The sequence below is a fragment of the Colwellia sp. genome, from assembly GCF_013214175.1.
In the GTDB taxonomy this organism is placed as follows: domain Bacteria; phylum Pseudomonadota; class Gammaproteobacteria; order Enterobacterales; family Alteromonadaceae; genus Colwellia.
In genome coordinates this window covers 642,860-661,517 of the sequence record NZ_JABSPA010000003.1, presented here as the reverse complement: position 1 = coordinate 661,517, position 18,658 = coordinate 642,860, and the positions used below count along the sequence as shown (strand labels likewise).

Here is an 18,658-nt window from a genome sequence, read left to right as displayed (position 1 = left end):
CATGAACATCATTCATTAAGCGTTTTTGTTTTCCTCTCGAAAGAGTCAAACTATGTAAAACAACATTAATGTGAGTGTCCACACAAATTGCATGATAACTAATTGTTAAAGAAAACGTTTCGATTGAAACGTAGATGAGAGTCGCATTCGCTCTTCACCTTAACTGAAAACCGTGTGGTTAATCAGTGCTGCTCGTTGCTGTAGCCCCGAAGCAGGATGCGTATAATACGCTTCCGAGTTTTGAAGTCAACGTTTTTTCTTAATTAAAAGTAAAGTATTTTAAAACACTTTAAAACCCAACGTTAAGTTAACTGATTTAGCTTAAAAGCAAGTAGATAACTTATCAAAACAGTTCTTTGATGATTCAATTTGCGTGAACCCCTTGGAACTGGGGCGCATTATAGAGAGTGTTCATTTTTGATCAAGGGTTATTTTTAGTTTTTTACTAATATTGGTTCGTTCGTTCAAAGATCGAACAAACCAATAATAAACCGATTAAATATCGCTCAAATAACAAGTAGTAGTTCGTAATGAGACAAACTACATGCAAAGACCGCCATCAATTTCAACAACACGACCAGTGAAGAATTCATTTTCAAAGATGTATTTTGCTGTATGAGCAATTTCTTCTGCTTCACCTAAACGACCAACAGGTTTCATTTTCTCTAACCGGTCGCGCATCTCTGGTTTCATTGCATCTGTCATGGCTGTTCGGATCACACCAGGTGCAATAGCGCCAACACGAATACCGTGACGGCCAAGCTCTCGTGCCCAAGTTGTTGTCATCGCAACTACGCCCGCTTTTGAGGCCGCATAGTTGGTTTGTCCCATATTACCGCCACGGGCAATTGAAGACATATTAATAATGACGCCTTTTCTACGTCCTTCAATCATATGAACTGCGGCTTCACGGCCACATAAAAATACCCCGGTAAGGTTAACGTCAATTACCGATTGAAAGCTTGCTAAGGACATCTTCTTAGCGACAACACCGTCTTTAGCTTTGACAAACATGCCGTCACGTAATATTCCCGCATTATTAACTAAGCCATCGATACCATCGAAGTCTTTATTAATTTGTTGGAAGGTTTCTTCTACTTCAGCTTCTTTACTGACATTCGCTATGTAGTAGTTAACTTTTATATTTTCATCGCCCGCTGCAGTAACTTGCTTAACGCTTTCTTTTAATTGCTCTTCATTTAAATCGATCAATGCGATATTCGCGCCTGATTGTGCAAAGCTTATTGCCATTGTCAGGCCTAAACCTTGACCACCACCGGTTATAACGATTGTTTTATCTTGTAATTTCATTTGTCTCAACTTAGCTTTTATTAAATAGATTAAAAATACTGGAGAAATCTTTACTACCGTTTCCTGAAGCTGCATGCATAGCGTATAAACTTCGCGCTAACGCTCCCATAGGGGTAGACGATTGGCTTGCTAATGAAGTTTCCATAGCTAAACCTAAATCTTTAGCCATTAGATCAACCATAAAGCCACCTTGATAATCATTCGATGCTGGTACATTTTCCATTACATCTGGGCATGGGTTATAAACATCAAGGGTCCAGTTACTACCTGAGCTTTTACTCATGATATTTGATAGAACCTTAGGGTCTAAGCCATTGGCAAGGCCCAATTGTAATGCTTCACTAGTACCTACCATTAATACCGACAACAGCATGTTATTACATACTTTGGCGATTTGCCCAGCGCCATGTTCACCGGCATGGAAAATATTCTTGCCCATGGCGTCAAGGATTGGTTCGGCTTGGGAAAACTCTTTACTGCTGCCGCCGACCATAAAGCTTAACGTGCCTGCTACTGCACCACCCACACCGCCTGAAACGGGTGCATCAACAAAATTGATATTTTTTTCGGCCAGTGCTTTAGCTACTTTGCATGAGGTAGCGGCATCAATAGTTGATGAGTCTATGACTAGCGTGCTTGGCTCAATATGGTTAATCAGGCCGTTTTTTTCTGCTAGGTAAACTGCATCAACATGTTTGCCTGCCGGTAGCATTGAGATAACAAATTGTGCACCTTGTACACATGCTATAGCACTATCCTTGGTACTAGCGCCGGCTTCAACAACATGAGCCACAGCTACAGCTGAAAGATCAAAAACACAAACTTGGTGACCTGCTTTAACTAAGTTAATAGCCATTGGGCCGCCCATATTACCTAAACCAATAAAAGCGATATTTGCCATGATGTTTCCTTTAAAAATATTACAGTTGTTATATGTCTTATCTAATAACTAGGTGCTAACCCAGCACTAACTCTGTGGTTTAACTCTGTGTTAGCTAATAGTTAGCCAAGTTTAGCCAGCGGATGTTCTACTGCTGACCATTTAGACTCGAAAAACCAATCCACTACCTTGCTATCAATTGCCTCAACTGACGAGTATTGCCATTGAGGACTATTATCTTTATCGATTAATAATGCTCTAACACCTTCAAGAAATTCTCCAAAGTGACCACATTTAACAGCTAAGTTTAACTCCATACGAAAGCAATCAGCCAATGGCATGCCTTTACCTAGTTGCAATTGCGAATAGGCAAGTTGTGCACTTAAAGCACTGCCTCTTTTCAACGACTTTTGTGCTCTGTTAAACCACTTATCTTCTATTTCAACACTTAAGATAGCAGCGACAATTTCGCTCAAGTCTTGCTTTTCAACTAACTGAGTTATTAATGCTTGATGCTCTCTTAAGAATGATGTTGGCAGTTTACTTACTGAGCCTTGTTCAAACTCTTGTAATAGTTGCGAAGCTTTATCGTGATTTAATGGGATTGTCTCGCCCCAGTTAATCATTTTAAGTTGATTAAGAAAATTATCTTTGAATTGCTGCTCAATAAAATAATCAGCAAGCTGGCAAAACTTGGCATCAGCCGCATTGATTGATGCACCTGTTAGGGCAAGAAATAAACCACAACCTGCAGGCATTTTATTTAAAAAGTAGCTACCGCCGACATCAGGAAATAAACCAATACCAATTTCAGGCATGGCAATACGTGAGCTTTCAGTAACAACCCTATGGCTGCCGCCAACAAGCATGCCCAAACCACCACCCATGACAATACCACTACCCCAAACAATAAAGGGTTTGTTAAAGGTGTGAATTAAATAATCTAATTGGTATTCTTGGGTAAAATAATCTTCAATTTCTGGTGCGAAATTTTTATTTGTAATCAGCGCTTTAATTTTATCTTCACTGCTAATGCTATTTTTCAGCGCATTATCTTTCATCGCCTCATATAAATGCACTATATCGCCGCCAGCACAAAAAGATTTCTCACCTTCTCCCTGTAAAAACACCGCGGCAATGTCTTCTTGCTGTTGCCAGGTAAGTAACTGCGGGTACAGTAGGCCGATCATCTCGCCACTTAAGGCATTAAGTGATTTAGGTGAATTAAGGGTGATTACACCAACCTTTTTACCGTTATCACAATTAAGTTCATGAAAAAGAACTACATCAGTCATATTTTTTCCTATTTATAGGCTGTTTAGCTATTTAAAGTATTGATACTACTTATTTAGCCAAACAGGCTTACGTTTATCTAGAAAAGCTTGTACGCCTTCTTTTTGATCAAGTGAATCAAATAAATCGACAAAAGCTTGTCGCTCTTGTATCAATACTTTATTAATAGGCATGATTCTATTTTTTTGAATTAAACGCTTACAAACGCTTACCGCTACGGGGCTTTGCTTGGCGACTTTAGCCGCTAAAGCGATTGCCGCAGATTTACCTTCACCTTGAGCAACAACCTCTTCAACTAAACCAACTTTTAATGCTTTATCAGCATCAAGGCGTTCACCACATAAAATCATGCGCTTAGCCCAGCCTTCACCGACTAACAGTGCTAAATTTTGTGTACCACCAGCACAAGGTAATAAACCAACACTTGCTTCTGGCAATGCCATTACGGCATGTTCTTCGACAATACGAATATCACAAGCTAAGGCGACTTCTAGGCCTCCACCCATGGCATAACCATTAATGGCAGAAATTGAAACACCACGAAAAGCAGCTAAGGTCTCAAATGCCTGAGCAAAGATATCACTCATCTCTTTAGCTACTTGTTTATCACCATCGGCGAAAACATTAAGGTCGGCACCCGCAGAAAAGAACTTAGCGCCATCCCCTGTTAACACCAAAGCGTATATATTTTTGTCTTCATTGAGCGACAAAACTAAATCACTCAAGTCTGCCAAACTTTGTGCAGTCCAAGTGTGCGCTGGAGGGTTATTAAAGGTGACAACGGCAGTATGGTCAATTACTTCTACCTTTAAAAACTGTGATGAATAATCAGACATTAGATTTCCTTTGCTAGGTGCTTTTTATATTTATTTTTATTTAACGCTAATATTATTGATAGCTTAGCGTTACTGATAAAATGTGCTTTGCTAGTTTTAGCTAGAGTATTTGCCCTGCCCCTTCGGTTAATAACCTTCTAGCAATAATTACCCGCATGATTTCATTGGTACCTTCAAGGATTTGATGGACTCGTACATCTCTAAAGTGACGCTCTAAAGGGTATTCTTTCATATAGCCATAGCCGCCATGGATTTGTAGGGCAGCATCACAAACTTGAAAACCTATATCCGTAGCAAAGCGTTTTGCCATAGCACAATAGGCTGTTTTCTCTGGATCATTTTGATCTAATTTATAAGCGGCTAAGCGCACAAGTTGTCTCGCGGCAACCAACTCAGTTGCCATATCGGCAAGTTTAAATTGTAACCCTTGAAAAGCAGCAATGGGTTTACCAAACTGTTCTCGTTCTTGCATATATGCCATAGCGCTATTTAATGCTTGCTGGGCAGTACCAATCGAACAAGTGGCAATATTAATACGTCCACCATCAAGTCCTTTCATGGCGAGAGAAAAACCTTCGCCTTCTTTGGCAAGTAAGTTCTCTCGTGGAATTTTGACATTATCAAAAGTAATTTGCTTGGTAGGCTGAGCATTCCAGCCCATCTTATCTTCGGCTTTACCATAAATAACACCCTCGGCGTCAGCTGGAATAACCACGGCAGAAATACCTTTTGCCCCTGCTTCACCTGTACGTACCATAACAACTAAAACATCAGTTTCACCGGCACCTGAGATAAACATTTTTGAACCATTAATAATATAATGATCACCATCAACTTTTGCACTGGTGCGCAGTGATGCCGCATCAGAGCCAGAGCCTGGTTCAGTTAAACAATAAGAAGCTAACTTTTCCCCGGTAACTAACTCAGGGCACCATGCTGCTTTTACTGTTTCAGTGCCCCAAGTGGCAATCATCCATGTTGCCATATTATGAATAGTCATCATGGCCGTTGTGGTGGTACAACCCATGGAGAGTTGTTCAAAAATTATTGATGAGTCTAATCGACTTAGCCCTAAACCACCGGCATCTTCTGGTGCATATAAACCACAAAAACCTAACTCGCCCGCTTTAGTGATAACATCTTTTGGAAAAGTATGTTCTAAGTCCCACTTAGCGGCATTTGGTAATAATTCGCTGTCGCTAAATTGCTTGGCGGTATCCGCAAACATTTTCTGGTCTTCGGTTAAATCAAAATTCATGGTTTACTCCTACATTAATTCAAGGGCTATAGCAGTAGCTTCACCGCCGCCAATACAAAGAGAAGCAACACCTTTTGGCTTACTACCATCAGCTAAGCCTTTATTTTTCAATGCATGAATCAAAGTCACCATAATACGTGCGCCACTTGCGCCTAATGGATGCCCTAATGCACAGGCACCACCGTGAATGTTGACCTTATTAATATCTAGCGACATATTTTTAACCGCAAGCATAGTTACCATGGCAAAGGCTTCGTTGATTTCAAACAGATCAACATCTGCTGTTGTCCAATTTGCTTTAGCTAATACTTTGGTCATAGCGCCTACCGGGGCAACAGTAAATTCGCTTGGTGCTTGTGCGTGAGTTGCATGAGCAACAATCTTACAAAGTGGTGTTAGACCACGTTTATTCGCTTCTGATAATTTCATCATCACTAGCGCTGCAGCGCCGTCAGAAATTGAACTAGAGTTTGCTGCGGTAATAGTGCCGCCTTTTTTAAAGACTGCGCGCAATGACGGAATTTTATCTGGGCGAGCATTGCCAGGTTGTTCATCGGTATCAATAAGCGTTTCTTTACGTCGATTAGTCACAGTAACTGGTGTGATCTCATTTTTAAAAGCACCACTTTCAATGGCAGCATTGGCACGAGAAAGTGAACGGATAGCAAACTCATCCATAGCTTCACGAGTAAAGCTTGCTTCATCGGCAGTATCTTGAGCGAAACAGCCCATAGAGATGCCATCATAAGCATTTTCTAAACCATCTTGCATCATATGATCAATAACTTGGCCATGTCCCATACGTAAACCTGTTCTTACTTTGGGTAATATATAGGGCGCATTACTCATACTTTCCATACCGCCAGCAACGGCTACATCAATAGAGCCGGCAAGTAAGGCATCATGTGCTTGCATGGCCGCTTTCATACCTGAACCACAAACTTTGTTAATTGTGGTACAAACCGTAGATAAAGATAAATCAGCGGCAATGGCTGCTTGTCGTGCTGGTGCTTGTTTTAAGCCAGCAGGCAAAACACAGCCCATAATGACCTCGTCAATTTGGTCAGTTGCTACGTTAGCTTGTGCTACTGCTGCTTTAATTGCACTGGCGCCTAACTCAGGGGCAGTAACACTTGCAAAGCAACCGCCAAAGCCGCCCATAGGGGTTCTTACCGCGGAAACAATAACAATAGGATCAGGTGATGACATTCGGTTCTCCAACAAATTTAATCAGATATATACCCAAGCTACTTCAAGATGCTCGTTTCAGGACGACTGAGCGATTCATAATCAAGGCGCGTATTTTATTAATGGTTATTCCCTTAATTACATACGCAACAATGAATATGATTTGCTCAATAGTCCCCTAGGGCTGGTTTAGAAACGTTTTATCCATCGTTATTGATTTCGAGAAGGACGCTACATGGATGTAGCTTCTTAGAGAATGCAGGAGCATATTCTCCTGAATAACCATTCTCTTCAATCAATGCCTTGTCTAAAGACGTTTCTAATTCCAGCTGAACCCTGCATCTTGAGGTTGCTTGGGTATAATAATTAGTAATTCCTCAAGCCTAACTTAATAATAGCTTTACGCCAACGTAAACTTAAAGGCTTATTCATCATTCAAACGATAAAGTGTAAGCAGTTAATTACACTCACCGGTTACAGTCATCAATAGACAAGATTGCTATAAAATCATTGGGGTTACCCCTTTACGATTGGAATTTTAAACTGGTTATTCAACGATAAGGTCTAACGCCAACGAGCTTTACGTTAACGTCAACTTCATATAAGATAAATCAATAAATAAGTTTTGAGTAAATATTACATGAGCCAACAACTGACTTCGATAAAGTATTCAATTAGTGATTTATCGAAAGAGTTTGATATCACCACCCGAAGCATACGTTTTTATGAAGACCAAGGATTACTATCCCCTGCCAGAAAGGGTCAGACTCGGATTTATAATCAAAGAGATAAAGTACGATTAAAGTTGATTCTCCGTGGTAAACGACTAGGGTTTTCTTTAGCAGAAACAGGTCGTTTGTTTGAACTTTATGATGTCGATAAAACCAGTGCAACTCAGTTGAATAGCATAATGACCTTGATTACAGATAAAAAAAGTGATTTAAAGCAGCAGCTTGAAGATATTAATGCGGTATTAATTGAGCTCAATGATTTAGAAGATAACTGTAAAGGCATTCTCAATTCTCTTGATTAAAGTTAGCCATTACTGTGATGAAAAAACACAATAAATTATAGAAAATATAAAATAAGCAAACACCAACAAACTAAGCCCATTCAACCGTTATTTTACCTCGCTAAGCAGCAGGTGAGTTTAACAAAAAGGAAAAATCATGATTTCACAATACACTTCACTTAACTTTAATTTAGGCGAAACCGTCGACATGATTCGTGATCAGGTCAATGCTTTTGCCCGTGATGAAATCGCGCCACGCGCAGCACAAATCGATATTGATAATGAATTCCCTAAAGATTTATGGCGTAAGTTTGGTGATATGGGCTTATTAGGCATGACAGTCGAGGAGCAATATGGTGGCTCAGGTCTAGGCTATTTAGAACATATTATTGTTATGCAAGAGATCAGCAGAGCTTCTGCCTCTGTCGGTTTAAGTTACGGCGCTATGTCGAACTTATGCCTAAACCAATTACGTAAAAATGGCTCTCATGAGCAAAAATTAAAGTACCTACCAAAGCTTTGTACCGGTGAACATGTTGGTGCTCTTGCGATGAGTGAGCCAAATGCTGGCTCTGATGTAGTAAGTATGAAACTTCGCGCCGACAAAAAAGGTGATAAGTACATTCTTAACGGCAATAAAATGTGGATTACTAACGGTCCAGAAGCTGATGTTTATGTGATTTATGCCAAAACAGATACCAGTGCTGGCTCAAAAGGTATTACGGCATTTATCGTTGAGCGTGATTACCCTGGATTTTCTCGCCATCAAAAATTAGACAAATTAGGTATGCGTGGCTCTAATACCTGTGAGCTAGTTTTTCAAGATTGTGAAGTACCTGCGGAAAATATATTAGGCGGTGAAGGCAAAGGCGTACGTGTACTGATGTCAGGTTTAGACTATGAGCGCGTGGTTTTATCTGGTGGCTCTTTAGGCATAATGGATGCCTGTATGGATTTAGTTGTACCTTATATTCATGACAGAAAGCAGTTTGGCCAATCTATTGGTGAGTTCCAATTAGTACAAGGTAAAATTGCTGACATGTATACCCAGATGAATGCAGCTAAGTCATACGCTTATATGGTTGCTCAAGCTTGTGATCGTGGTGAAACCACCCGTAAAGATTCAGCAGCCGTTATTTTATTTGCGGCAGAGCTAGCGACAAAAATGGCTCTTGATACCATTCAATTACTTGGTGGCAATGGTTATATCAATGAATTTCCTGCTGGCCGTTTATTACGTGATGCTAAATTATATGAAATTGGCGCCGGTACTTCAGAGATCCGTCGTATGCTAATAGGTCGTGAATTGTTTAACGAATCTAAATAGCGAGCCAACTTGTCGTTAGATGGTGCAATAAAGTCGTCAACAGTACTCATTGACTCACGTCAACTCCGTGCTCTTTCCCTTTTATTGCACCATTTAACTTAAAGCTGAATCACTATAGCTATTATTTAAAGAAATATATTAAACGCTAAACACAGAGTTAGAATTGAACCAGTAATAGTTTAGTTTGCAGCAAGTGAGTGCTAATACCAGGCAAAAAAGCGCAGTTGACGTGTGCAATGAGCATTTTTCAACGCAGTATTAGTACTCAATCGCAAAAAAGTAAACTGTTACTAACTAATTTATAAGGTTTTCCCGTGGCAAAACTAGTAAGTAAGATAAACACCCGCAGCCAAGACTTCGTCGACAATGCTGCCCATATGCAAAGTCAAATTGATGATTTGCGCGACAAACTCAGTGAAGTAAAATTGGGTGGCGGTGAACGAAGTCGCAAGCGCCATTTAGACCGCGGTAAATTATTGCCACGTGACCGAGTTAACGCATTACTCGATCCAGGCTCGGCTTTTCTGGAATTATCACAACTCGCCGCTTATAAAGTCTATGATGACTATGTACCTTGTGCTGGCATAATCACCGGTATCGGTCGAGTATCAGGACAAGAGTGTGTCATTGTTGCCAATGATGCGACCGTTAAAGGTGGCACTTACTATCCACTCACAGTCAAAAAACACCTTAGAGCACAGGCAATCGCTCAAGAAAATAACTTACCTTGTATCTACCTAGTTGACTCAGGCGGCGCAAATTTACCCAACCAAGACGATGTTTTCCCTGATAAAGAACATTTTGGCCGTATTTTCTTCAATCAAGCCAATATGTCAGCTAACAATATTCCACAAATAGCTGTGGTTATGGGCTCTTGTACCGCAGGTGGTGCTTATGTGCCAGCCATGGCTGATGAATCAATTATTGTTAAAGAGCAAGGCACTATCTTTTTAGCTGGACCGCCTTTAGTTAAAGCGGCAACGGGTGAAGTAGTTAGCGCTGAGGAGTTAGGTGGTGCTGATGTTCATTGTCGTACCTCTGGGGTAACAGATCATTACGCACAAAACGACCATCATGCCCTTGATATTGCTCGCGCTGCGGTTAAGAACTTAAACCGAGTGAAACCGGTAAACCTGAATATTCAATCTTTAGATAAAGTAGTAGAGCCGGCTTACCAAGCCGATGAAATCTACGGCATCATTCCTAAAGATACTCGTCAGCCATATGACGTACGCGAAGTTATTGCCCGTATCGTTGATGGTAGTAATTTTGATGAGTTTAAAGCGCTTTATGGTAATACCTTAGTCTGTGGTTTTGCCAATATCTTTGGCTACCCAGTAGGTATCGTCGCGAACAATGGCGTGTTATTTGGTGAGTCTGCGGAAAAAGGAGCACATTTTATTCAACTGTGCGCCCAACGTAAAATTCCACTGGTATTTTTACAAAACATTACCGGCTTTATGGTCGGTAAACAGTATGAGGCTGGCGGCATTGCCAAACATGGCGCTAAAATGGTAACTGCAGTTGCCACCGCACAAGTACCTAAGTTTACTATCTTAATTGGCGGCAGCTTTGGCGCCGGCAATTATGGCATGTGTGGCCGAGCTTATGATCCACGTTTCTTATTTATGTGGCCAAATGCGAGAATATCGGTAATGGGCGGCGAGCAAGCTGCTGGCGTAATGGCGCAAGTTACTCGTGATAAAAAAGCCAAGCTAGGTGAAAGCTGGAGCGAAGCAGAAGAGCAAGCATTCAAACAACCTATTATTGAAGACTACGAATACCAAGGTCACCCTTATTATGCTTCGGCACGTTTATGGGATGACGGTATTATCGATCCCGCTGATACTCGCCAAGTTTTAGGTCTAGCCATATCAGCGTCACTCAATAAAACCATTGAAGACACCAAGTTTGGTATTTTCAGAATGTAGCCTGCCCTCACCTGTAGTGAATAAGGGTAAATAATACATAGGAAATAGCTAAAGGAAAAAATATGTCGATTGACAAATCTGACTCAACTAAGTCAAACAATTTAAGTCACTCAAGCAAGGTGCTTTATACAATAAGCGACAATGGCGTAGCTACCGTTACTTTTAATAATGCTGAAAAACATAATGCTTTTGATGACACTATTATAAAAACCTTAACCGATATTTTTAATGATATTGCTAAGCGTGACGATATTAAAGTGATGGTGCTTGCCGCTAACGGTAAAAGCTTTAGTGCTGGCGCCGATTTAGGCTGGATGAAGCGCATGGCCGGTTATTCTTATGAAGATAACCTAAAAGACGCTCATAAATTAGCAGAGATGCTCAAGGTCTTGAATTTTCTGCCACAAGCGACCATAGCTAAAATCCAAGGGGCTGCCTTTGGTGGCGCCGTTGGTCTAGCAAGCTGTTGTGACATAGTTATCGCCAGCAATAAAGCCAGCTTTTGTCTGAGCGAAGTTAAATTAGGGCTTATCCCTGCAACCATTAGTCCTTATGTAGTTAATGCCATTGGCTTAAAAGCCTCCCGACGATATTTTCAAACTGCTGAGCGGTTTTTTGCCGATAAAGCCATGCAAATTGGTTTAGTTGATGAAGTTGTCGACGCCGACGAATTAACGCCTGCGGTAGATAAAATGATAGCTACCCTACTTAGTAATAGTCCTGCGGCGATGAGACAAGCTAAACAGCTTGCTTTTGATGTTGCTTATCAGAAAATTGATGAACCGCTACTCAGTGATACCAGTGCACGTATTGCCAGTATTCGAGTATCAAATGAAGGCCAAGAAGGCCTGAGTGCTTTTTTTGAAAAGCGTAGCCCTGCTTGGCAACAAAGTGCCTCTACAGGCAATCACCTAACTAGCAACCACGTAGCTAGCAGCCAATGTAACGACAGCGAAGGATAAACAAATGTTTAGTAAAATATTAATTGCTAACCGTGGTGAAATTGCTTGCCGCATAATAAAAACAGCCAAAAAAATGGGCATATTAACGGTCGCCGTTTATTCTGATGCCGATAAAGATGCCTTACACGTACATATGGCGGACGAAGCAGTTTATCTTGGTGCTTCACCTTCTCGTGAAAGTTACCTTGTGATAGAAAAGGTCATTGCAGCAGCCAAGAAAACTGGCGCGCAAGCTATTCACCCTGGCTATGGTTTTTTATCAGAAAACGCGGCTTTTTGTCGAGCATGTCAGCAAGAAAACATTACTTTTATCGGCCCACCGGTAGAAGCTATTGAGGCTATGGGCTCAAAGTCTGCGGCCAAAAACATTATGGCAGAAGCAAACGTACCTTTAGTACCTGGCTACCATGGTGATGATCAAAATGAGCAAACATTAAAACAAGCTGCCGATGACATGGGTTATCCGGTACTACTTAAAGCCACAGCAGGCGGTGGTGGTAAAGGTATGCGCCAAGTATGGAATGAAGCAGAATTTTCCGAAGGTTTTGCTGCCGCCAAACGTGAAGCAATGTCTTCTTTTGGTGACGATACCATGTTGGTTGAGAAATATTTAACCCAGCCTCGTCATGTTGAAATTCAAGTGTTTTGCGACAACCACCAAAATGCTGTGTATTTATTTGAGCGTGATTGCTCAGTACAACGCCGTCACCAAAAAGTCATCGAAGAAGCACCAGCATTTAGTATGAGTGAGTTTCTTCGCAGTAAAATGGGTGAAACGGCGATAAAGTCAGCGCAAGCCATTGGTTATCAAGGCGCGGGCACGGTTGAGTTTTTACTTGATGTTGATGGTTCATTTTACTTTATGGAAATGAATACCCGCTTACAAGTGGAACACCCAGTCACTGAAATGATTTCCGGACAAGACTTAGTTGAGTGGCAATTACGTGTTGCCGCTGGTGAAAAACTGCCTAAGACACAAGAAGAATTGACCATAAACGGTCATGCCTTTGAAGCAAGAATTTATGCAGAAGACCCAAGCAATGATTTTTTACCTGCTACTGGCCAATTAAACTTATTAAAAACGCCACTAGAAAGTAAACATGTGCGTATCGATACCGGTGTTCGTCAAGGTGATGAAGTCAGTGTCTTTTATGATCCCATGATAGCAAAACTCATCGTTTGGGATGAAAATAGAGAAAAAGCCTTACAACGTTTAGCCAAAGCCTTACGTGAATATCGTATTGATGGTGTTACCACAAACATTGAATTTTTATATAATTTGGCCACCACCGATGCTTTTAAAAATGCCGATATAGACACAGGCTTTATTGAAAAAAATCACCAGGCTATTTTTCATCAAGCCGATGAAAAGCAACATGATGAGTTATTAACGAAGCAATTACCTACTGCCGCCTTATACCTTGTGCTTGCGCTAACAAATAAAAACAAAGAACAAGCAGCATTGAGTAATGACCGCCACTCACCTTGGCATATGACAAATGCTTGGCGTTTAAATGAACCACATAATCACTCATTAACCCTTGCTTATAATGACATTGACTATGCAATTACCATTGAACAAAAGCGTCAAGCCAGCGCTATTTATTACCAAATAACGATTAGCGGTGCCGGGACGACCAGCCATACGGTTGATTGCCAGGGCGAAATTGAAGGTGAGAATATAACGGTAACTATCGATGGTCATCGTAGCCAAAGTATTGTTGCTCATCACGAGAACAGCATCAGTCTTTATCAAGAGCATGGCGTATTTAGCTTTAGCCAAATCCTGCCTGATCATGGCGAAAATCAAGATGATGATAATCATGGCGGTTTAACTGCACCTATGAATGGCACTATGGTAAGTGTACTGGTAACGCCAGGTGAGCACGTTAGCAAAGATCAGCCATTGGTTATTATGGAAGCAATGAAAATGGAGCACACCATTAAAGCGCCAAGTGACGGTATTGTAAATGAAGTGTTTTTCAGTGCCGGTGATATGGTTAATGGTGGTGCTGAATTACTCGATTTTTCAACACAAGCTACCAGCAAAAGTGAAGAGGCTTAGCAATGAGTAATCAAAACAGTCAATTACCACAAAAATTACCTAAGCAATTACCTAAGCAAGTTAGGATTGTTGAAGTTGGTCCCCGAGATGGTTTACAAAATGAAGCTCTCATTAATGGCAAGGCTATTAGTGCTGCCGATAAAGTGGCACTCATTGAACAATTAGCGGATGCTGGTGTTAGTTATATAGAAAGTGGCAGTTTTGTTTCACCTAAATGGGTGCCACAAATGGCAACCTCTGCGGAAGTATTTACCACAATAAAGCGCAATGAAAAAGTCACTTATGCAGCTTTAACGCCAAACATGAGGGGCTATGAAGCGGCGATTGCCGTTAATGCCGATGAAGTTGCCATTTTTGCTGCCGCCTCAGAAAGCTTTAGTCAAAAGAATATTAATTGCTCGATAGCAGAAAGCATTGAGCGCTTTGCCCCTATAATTGCTGATGCTAAAAAGCGTAATATCAAAGTCCGTGGCTATGTTTCTTGTGTTGTTGGCTGCCCTTATGAAGGTGATATTGCCCCTGAGCAAGTAGCCCTGGTGGCAGAAAAATTACTGGCTATGGGCTGTTATGAAATATCCCTTGGCGACACCATAGGTGTCGGTACACCGGCCAGCGTAACTAAGATGTTACAGGCCGTAAGTGCCCGTGTTCCCACAGCTCAGCTAGCGGTTCACTTTCATGATACCTATGGCCAAGCGTTAACTAATATTTACGCCGCATTAGGCCTAGGGATTTCAGTTATCGATAGTGCTATTGCAGGTTTAGGCGGCTGTCCTTATGCTAAAGGTGCCTCAGGTAACGTAGCCACAGAAGATGTAGTTTATTTACTTAACGGTCTGGGCATATCAACGGGTATAGATTTCGATAAGTTGCTACAAGCCGGTTGGTTTATCAGTAATAAGTTACGAAAACCACCAATTTCTAAGGTATCAAGCGCTTACCTTGCACAGCAGCAATCATAATCAATTATCAATAAATAAACAGTGATAAACGAAAAACGACACAAATTATATAGCAGGAGATAGAAATGGCAGGATTTGACAAAGTAGTAGCAAGCTATGCAGAAGCCATGGCAGGACTTACCGATAACATGACGGTAATTGCCGGTGGCTTTGGTTTATGTGGTATTGCCGAGAATTTAATTAGCGAGATAAAGCGCAAAGGCACTAAGGGGCTAACGTTAGTTTCAAATAACTGTGGTGTTGATGATTTTGGCTTAGGTGTGTTGTTACCAAATCGTCAAATTAAAAAAATAATTGCCTCATATGTCGGTGAAAATGCCGAATTTGAACGTCAAATGATGGCGGGCGAGTTAGAGGTAGAATTAACCCCACAAGGTACACTCGCAGAAAAGATGCGTGCTGGCGGCGCTGGTATTCCTGCATTTTTTACCGCGACCGGTGTTGGTACACCTGTAGCAGAAGGCAAAGAAGTACGTAGTTTTAATGGCCGCGATTATATTTTAGAAGAAGCGATTGTTGGTGACTTTGCCATTGTCAAAGCGTGGAAAGCCGATAGATACGGTAACTTAGTTTTTAGGAAAACAGCACGTAACTTTAACCCTTTAGCCGCGACAGCCGGTAAAATCACCGTTGTAGAAGTAGAAGAAATTGTTGAAGTGGGTGAATTAGACCCTGATCAAATTCATACACCGGGCATCTATGTTAATCGGGTAATTCAGGGGTCTTTCGAAAAACGTATTGAACAACGTACCACACGCCCAGCAGATCCGCTTATAGCAAAAGGAGCATAACCATGGCTTTATCAAGAGAACAAATCGCCCAGCGTGTTGCCCAAGAGCTAAAAGATGGTTATTACGTCAACCTAGGAATAGGTATTCCGACCTTAGTAGCAAACTTTATCCCAGATGATATTGAAGTGATGTTGCAATCAGAAAACGGCTTACTTGGCATGGGACAATTTCCAACGGAAGATGAAATTGATGCCGACTTAATCAATGCCGGCAAACAAACCGTAACTATGGCCGCCGGTGCTTCTATTTTTGACTCTGCAGAATCTTTTGCCATGATACGTGGCGGTCATGTCGATTTAACCGTACTAGGCGCTTTTGAGGTAGATGTTAATGGCAATATCGCTTCCTATATGATCCCAGGCAAATTAATCAAAGGCATGGGCGGAGCCATGGACTTAGTTGCGGGTGCAGATAATATTATTGTCACTATGACCCACGCTTCTAAACACGGCGTATCAAAGTTACTGAGTAACTGCACTCTGCCGCTAACCGGTAAAGGCTGTATTAAAAAAGTATTAACTGATTTAGCCTTTATTGAAATTAGGGATGGTAAATTTCATTTGCTTGAACGAGCCCCGGGTGTATCAGTAGAAGAAATAATTAAGTTAACAGATGGTGAACTTGTTGTTAGCGGTGAAATAGCAGAAATGAAATTATAATTCAGTACAATTTTGTAACCAAATAATAATGTCCACTTTGTACGATTAGAAGTATGAAGTTGATTTTCAGTTAAACTTATAAAGGCAATATTTATCAACCTGTTGCCTTTTTTATTACCTACCGTACATAGCATAAAACCTTAACTACTTAGCAGTAATAGTCGCTAAAATCTAGCCACTCGGCCCATTTAACTTGCACTTTGGTTACAATTACGTGATAATTAATTTTGACAAAGAAAAGGCAAAACACGCGAAAACGTGTTACGCAAAACCACCGGTCTAAGGACATATTTGCTTTATAGCAAGTTAATCTATGACAGCGGAGTCACCTCGTTAACAGGTACATCCCGTGGTTTTTTCTTTTATTAACTCAATTAATTAAGGTTTATAAAATGAAAAAATTATTAATAGCTTCAACCATCACTGTTTTAATATTAGCGTCTGCTGTAACAACACCAACGGCACAAGCTGCTGACATTGCGACAAGTTTATGTCAGTACGTAGCATCCGATGACAAGAAACGCATGCGTTCATTTTTAAAGACGAATAAATTAAAGATTCGTCGTATCTTCGACGGTATTCAGTGTAATGGTAAAAACTTATTAGAGTTTGCATCGACTTCAGGATCAGTAAAAACAGGCTCTTTGATGATTTCAAAATTACCAAAGAAAGTTGTTTCGGCTAACCTAACATTCCTTCAAACTGGATCGCAACCATTGATAGACGCTGCCAACGCTCGCGTTAGCAGTTAAAATTATTTTAAAGTAGACGTTAATACCTTTTAGCAATAAAAACGGATGAGTAAAAGCAATACTATTTAATAATTCTATGTCATTTAAAAAGCCAGCTTAGCTGGCTTTTTTTTGCTCTAAGATAAAGTCAGCCCTTCTATAATATTGTTGATATTCCCTAGCGAAGTAAATAAAAAGCACTTACACTTAATAGCAAGTTGCTTAAGCAATAACTGTTGTGCAAGTAGTTAAAAATTATAACAAAAATAACTGATTCTCTATGACACTAAAAAGAAATTACCTTAATAGTAAGAACGCGCTGGTGTTAACCGGTGGTGGTGCCCGTGCTGCTTATCAAGTTGGGGTATTATCCGCCATAGCAAAGTTCATCCCAAGAAACCACGGCATTCCCTTTCCTATCCTTTCTGGCACCTCAGCTGGTGCTATTAATACCACCTCACTCGCCTGTTATGCTTCCTGCTTTCACTTAGGGGTAAAGAAACTAGAGTGGGCTTGGAAAAACTTCAATATATCAAGTATCTATTATAGTGACCCTGTTAGGGTTTTTAGTCACATAAGCCAAGGTATGTTATCGAGTTTTCAAGCGGATTATGCCAATAAAAAACCGCACTGTTTACTCAATAATGCACCACTAAGAGAATTGCTTGACCAGATACTCGATTTTAACCGTATAGATAATAATATTGCCCGAGGTTATTTATCCGCAGTATCCATTACCGCATCAAGTTATAGTAACGGTGACTCCATTAGCTTTTATCAATCTGATGGGCTGGCACCACCTTGGTCACGCGTTAAAAGGCGCGGCGAATTATGCCAACTAAACACTGAACACTTAATGGCTTCAGCCGCTATCCCTATGGTGTTTCCCTCAGTAAAAATTAAGAATCAGCATTTTGGTGATGGCTCAGTGCATCAACTATCGCCTTTAAGCCCAGCAATTCATTTAGGCGCAAAGAAAATATTTGTCATTGGTGTAGATCAACCCAAAGAGCCATTACACCCAAGAGAAAACAATCCCCATCCACCCAGCTCGGCAACAATTGCTGGTCATTTACTGGACTCAATATTTGCTGATACCATGCATAGCGATCTCGAACGCATGGCCCGTATTAACTCCACTCTCAAGTTAATATCAGCCAAAAATAGAAAGGCAAACGAAGGTTTACAGCATATCGATAGTTTTGTCATAAACCCAAGTCATGATTTTAATGCTATTGCAGCCCAGTATTACTACGATTTGCCCTTATCTATCCGTATACTTTTACGCGGAGTTGGCATAGCTAATGACTCAGAGTCGAGTATTCTCAGTTATTTACTCTTTGAGAAGAATTTTTGTAGTGAATTGATAAGGCTAGGCTTCGCTGATGCCATGGAGCAAGAGCAAGCCATTAAAGCCTTTCTAGAAATTTAATGGGACTTACAGTAATTTTG

General features: G+C 40.8%; 16 protein-coding genes and 1 riboswitch. Of the genes, 10 read left to right on the top strand and 6 right to left on the bottom strand.

Annotation, left to right across the window (positions count from 1 at the left end; translation table 11 throughout):
- Nucleotides 1-540 precede the first annotated feature (540 nt).
- The 6 genes from HRT55_RS11290 to HRT55_RS11265 form a co-directional block, all read right to left on the bottom strand.
- Complete coding sequence (locus tag HRT55_RS11290; RefSeq protein ID WP_291621296.1) at nucleotides 541-1,311, bottom strand: SDR family oxidoreductase; 771 nt, start codon at nucleotides 1,309-1,311, stop codon at nucleotides 541-543.
- Nucleotides 1,312-1,321: 10 nt separating this feature from the next.
- Complete coding sequence (gene mmsB, locus HRT55_RS11285) at nucleotides 1,322-2,212, bottom strand: 3-hydroxyisobutyrate dehydrogenase (RefSeq protein WP_291621295.1); 891 nt, start codon at nucleotides 2,210-2,212, stop codon at nucleotides 1,322-1,324.
- 101 nt (nucleotides 2,213-2,313) lie between these two features.
- Nucleotides 2,314-3,486, bottom strand: coding sequence for an enoyl-CoA hydratase/isomerase family protein (locus tag HRT55_RS11280; protein ID WP_291621293.1), 1,173 nt, complete (start codon nucleotides 3,484-3,486; stop codon nucleotides 2,314-2,316).
- 45 nt (nucleotides 3,487-3,531) lie between these two features.
- Nucleotides 3,532-4,320 (bottom strand): enoyl-CoA hydratase, encoded by a 789-nt coding sequence (locus tag HRT55_RS11275; protein WP_291621291.1) that lies wholly within the window; start codon nucleotides 4,318-4,320, stop codon nucleotides 3,532-3,534.
- A 100-nt stretch (nucleotides 4,321-4,420) separates the two neighbouring features.
- On the bottom strand, nucleotides 4,421-5,578 hold the full coding sequence (locus HRT55_RS11270; RefSeq protein WP_291610991.1) for an acyl-CoA dehydrogenase family protein: 1,158 nt from the start codon (nucleotides 5,576-5,578) through the stop codon (nucleotides 4,421-4,423).
- A gap of 9 nt (nucleotides 5,579-5,587) precedes the next feature.
- The gene (locus tag HRT55_RS11265; RefSeq protein ID WP_291621289.1) at nucleotides 5,588-6,787 is read right to left on the bottom strand and encodes an acetyl-CoA C-acyltransferase; all 1,200 of its coding nucleotides are present in this window, start codon (nucleotides 6,785-6,787) and stop codon (nucleotides 5,588-5,590) included.
- 619 nt (nucleotides 6,788-7,406) lie between these two features.
- Between HRT55_RS11265 and HRT55_RS11260 the strand changes: the two genes are divergently transcribed.
- The 10 genes from HRT55_RS11260 to HRT55_RS11215 all read left to right on the top strand — a co-directional run bounded on the left by HRT55_RS11260 (nucleotide 7,407) and on the right by HRT55_RS11215 (nucleotide 18,638).
- Entirely contained in the window at nucleotides 7,407-7,799 is a 393-nt protein-coding gene (locus HRT55_RS11260) for a MerR family DNA-binding transcriptional regulator (RefSeq protein ID WP_291621287.1), read from the top strand.
- Between the two features lie 136 nt (nucleotides 7,800-7,935).
- On the top strand, nucleotides 7,936-9,105 hold the full coding sequence (locus HRT55_RS11255) for an isovaleryl-CoA dehydrogenase (protein ID WP_291610996.1): 1,170 nt from the start codon (nucleotides 7,936-7,938) through the stop codon (nucleotides 9,103-9,105).
- Nucleotides 9,106-9,419: 314 nt separating this feature from the next.
- Nucleotides 9,420-11,036, top strand: a complete 1,617-nt coding sequence (locus tag HRT55_RS11250; protein WP_291621285.1) for a carboxyl transferase domain-containing protein — start codon at nucleotides 9,420-9,422, stop codon at nucleotides 11,034-11,036.
- 62 nt (nucleotides 11,037-11,098) lie between these two features.
- Nucleotides 11,099-11,998: an enoyl-CoA hydratase/isomerase family protein gene (locus HRT55_RS11245; protein WP_291621283.1), complete on the top strand. Its 900-nt coding sequence runs from the start codon at nucleotides 11,099-11,101 to the stop codon at nucleotides 11,996-11,998.
- A 4-nt stretch (nucleotides 11,999-12,002) separates the two neighbouring features.
- Nucleotides 12,003-14,063, top strand: a complete 2,061-nt coding sequence (locus HRT55_RS11240; RefSeq protein WP_291621282.1) for an acetyl/propionyl/methylcrotonyl-CoA carboxylase subunit alpha — start codon at nucleotides 12,003-12,005, stop codon at nucleotides 14,061-14,063.
- A gap of 2 nt (nucleotides 14,064-14,065) precedes the next feature.
- A complete protein-coding gene (locus HRT55_RS11235) occupies nucleotides 14,066-15,025 on the top strand; it encodes a hydroxymethylglutaryl-CoA lyase (RefSeq protein ID WP_291621280.1) in 960 nt (319 codons plus the stop codon).
- Nucleotides 15,026-15,090: 65 nt separating this feature from the next.
- Entirely contained in the window at nucleotides 15,091-15,816 is a 726-nt protein-coding gene (locus HRT55_RS11230) for a CoA transferase subunit A (RefSeq protein WP_291621278.1), read from the top strand.
- Nucleotides 15,817-15,818: 2 nt separating this feature from the next.
- Nucleotides 15,819-16,475 (top strand): 3-oxoacid CoA-transferase subunit B, encoded by a 657-nt coding sequence (locus tag HRT55_RS11225; protein ID WP_291621277.1) that lies wholly within the window; start codon nucleotides 15,819-15,821, stop codon nucleotides 16,473-16,475.
- A 230-nt stretch (nucleotides 16,476-16,705) separates the two neighbouring features.
- Nucleotides 16,706-16,808, top strand: a riboswitch (cyclic di-GMP riboswitch).
- Nucleotides 16,809-16,867: 59 nt separating this feature from the next.
- On the top strand, nucleotides 16,868-17,227 hold the full coding sequence (locus HRT55_RS11220; RefSeq protein ID WP_291621276.1) for a DUF3718 domain-containing protein: 360 nt from the start codon (nucleotides 16,868-16,870) through the stop codon (nucleotides 17,225-17,227).
- A 259-nt stretch (nucleotides 17,228-17,486) separates the two neighbouring features.
- Nucleotides 17,487-18,638: a patatin-like phospholipase family protein gene (locus HRT55_RS11215; protein WP_291621275.1), complete on the top strand. Its 1,152-nt coding sequence runs from the start codon at nucleotides 17,487-17,489 to the stop codon at nucleotides 18,636-18,638.
- Nucleotides 18,639-18,658 lie beyond the last annotated feature (20 nt).

What these genes read in the sequence shown, in the direction of transcription:
- HRT55_RS11290 (WP_291621296.1), bottom strand. Translation starts at nt 1,311, where the DNA reads ATGAAATTACAAGATAAAACAATCGTTATAACCGGTGGTGGTCAAGGT.
- mmsB (WP_291621295.1), bottom strand. Translation starts at nt 2,212, where the DNA reads ATGGCAAATATCGCTTTTATTGGTTTAGGTAATATGGGCGGCCCAATG.
- HRT55_RS11280 (WP_291621293.1), bottom strand. Translation starts at nt 3,486, where the DNA reads ATGACTGATGTAGTTCTTTTTCATGAACTTAATTGTGATAACGGTAAA.
- HRT55_RS11275 (WP_291621291.1), bottom strand. Translation starts at nt 4,320, where the DNA reads ATGTCTGATTATTCATCACAGTTTTTAAAGGTAGAAGTAATTGACCAT.
- HRT55_RS11270 (WP_291610991.1), bottom strand. Translation starts at nt 5,578, where the DNA reads ATGAATTTTGATTTAACCGAAGACCAGAAAATGTTTGCGGATACCGCC.
- HRT55_RS11265 (WP_291621289.1), bottom strand. Translation starts at nt 6,787, where the DNA reads ATGTCATCACCTGATCCTATTGTTATTGTTTCCGCGGTAAGAACCCCT.
- HRT55_RS11260 (WP_291621287.1), top strand. Translation starts at nt 7,407, where the DNA reads ATGAGCCAACAACTGACTTCGATAAAGTATTCAATTAGTGATTTATCG.
- HRT55_RS11255 (WP_291610996.1), top strand. Translation starts at nt 7,936, where the DNA reads ATGATTTCACAATACACTTCACTTAACTTTAATTTAGGCGAAACCGTC.
- HRT55_RS11245 (WP_291621283.1), top strand. Translation starts at nt 11,099, where the DNA reads ATGTCGATTGACAAATCTGACTCAACTAAGTCAAACAATTTAAGTCAC.
- HRT55_RS11240 (WP_291621282.1), top strand. Translation starts at nt 12,003, where the DNA reads ATGTTTAGTAAAATATTAATTGCTAACCGTGGTGAAATTGCTTGCCGC.
- HRT55_RS11235 (WP_291621280.1), top strand. Translation starts at nt 14,066, where the DNA reads ATGAGTAATCAAAACAGTCAATTACCACAAAAATTACCTAAGCAATTA.
- HRT55_RS11230 (WP_291621278.1), top strand. Translation starts at nt 15,091, where the DNA reads ATGGCAGGATTTGACAAAGTAGTAGCAAGCTATGCAGAAGCCATGGCA.
- HRT55_RS11225 (WP_291621277.1), top strand. Translation starts at nt 15,819, where the DNA reads ATGGCTTTATCAAGAGAACAAATCGCCCAGCGTGTTGCCCAAGAGCTA.
- HRT55_RS11220 (WP_291621276.1), top strand. Translation starts at nt 16,868, where the DNA reads ATGAAAAAATTATTAATAGCTTCAACCATCACTGTTTTAATATTAGCG.
- HRT55_RS11215 (WP_291621275.1), top strand. Translation starts at nt 17,487, where the DNA reads ATGACACTAAAAAGAAATTACCTTAATAGTAAGAACGCGCTGGTGTTA.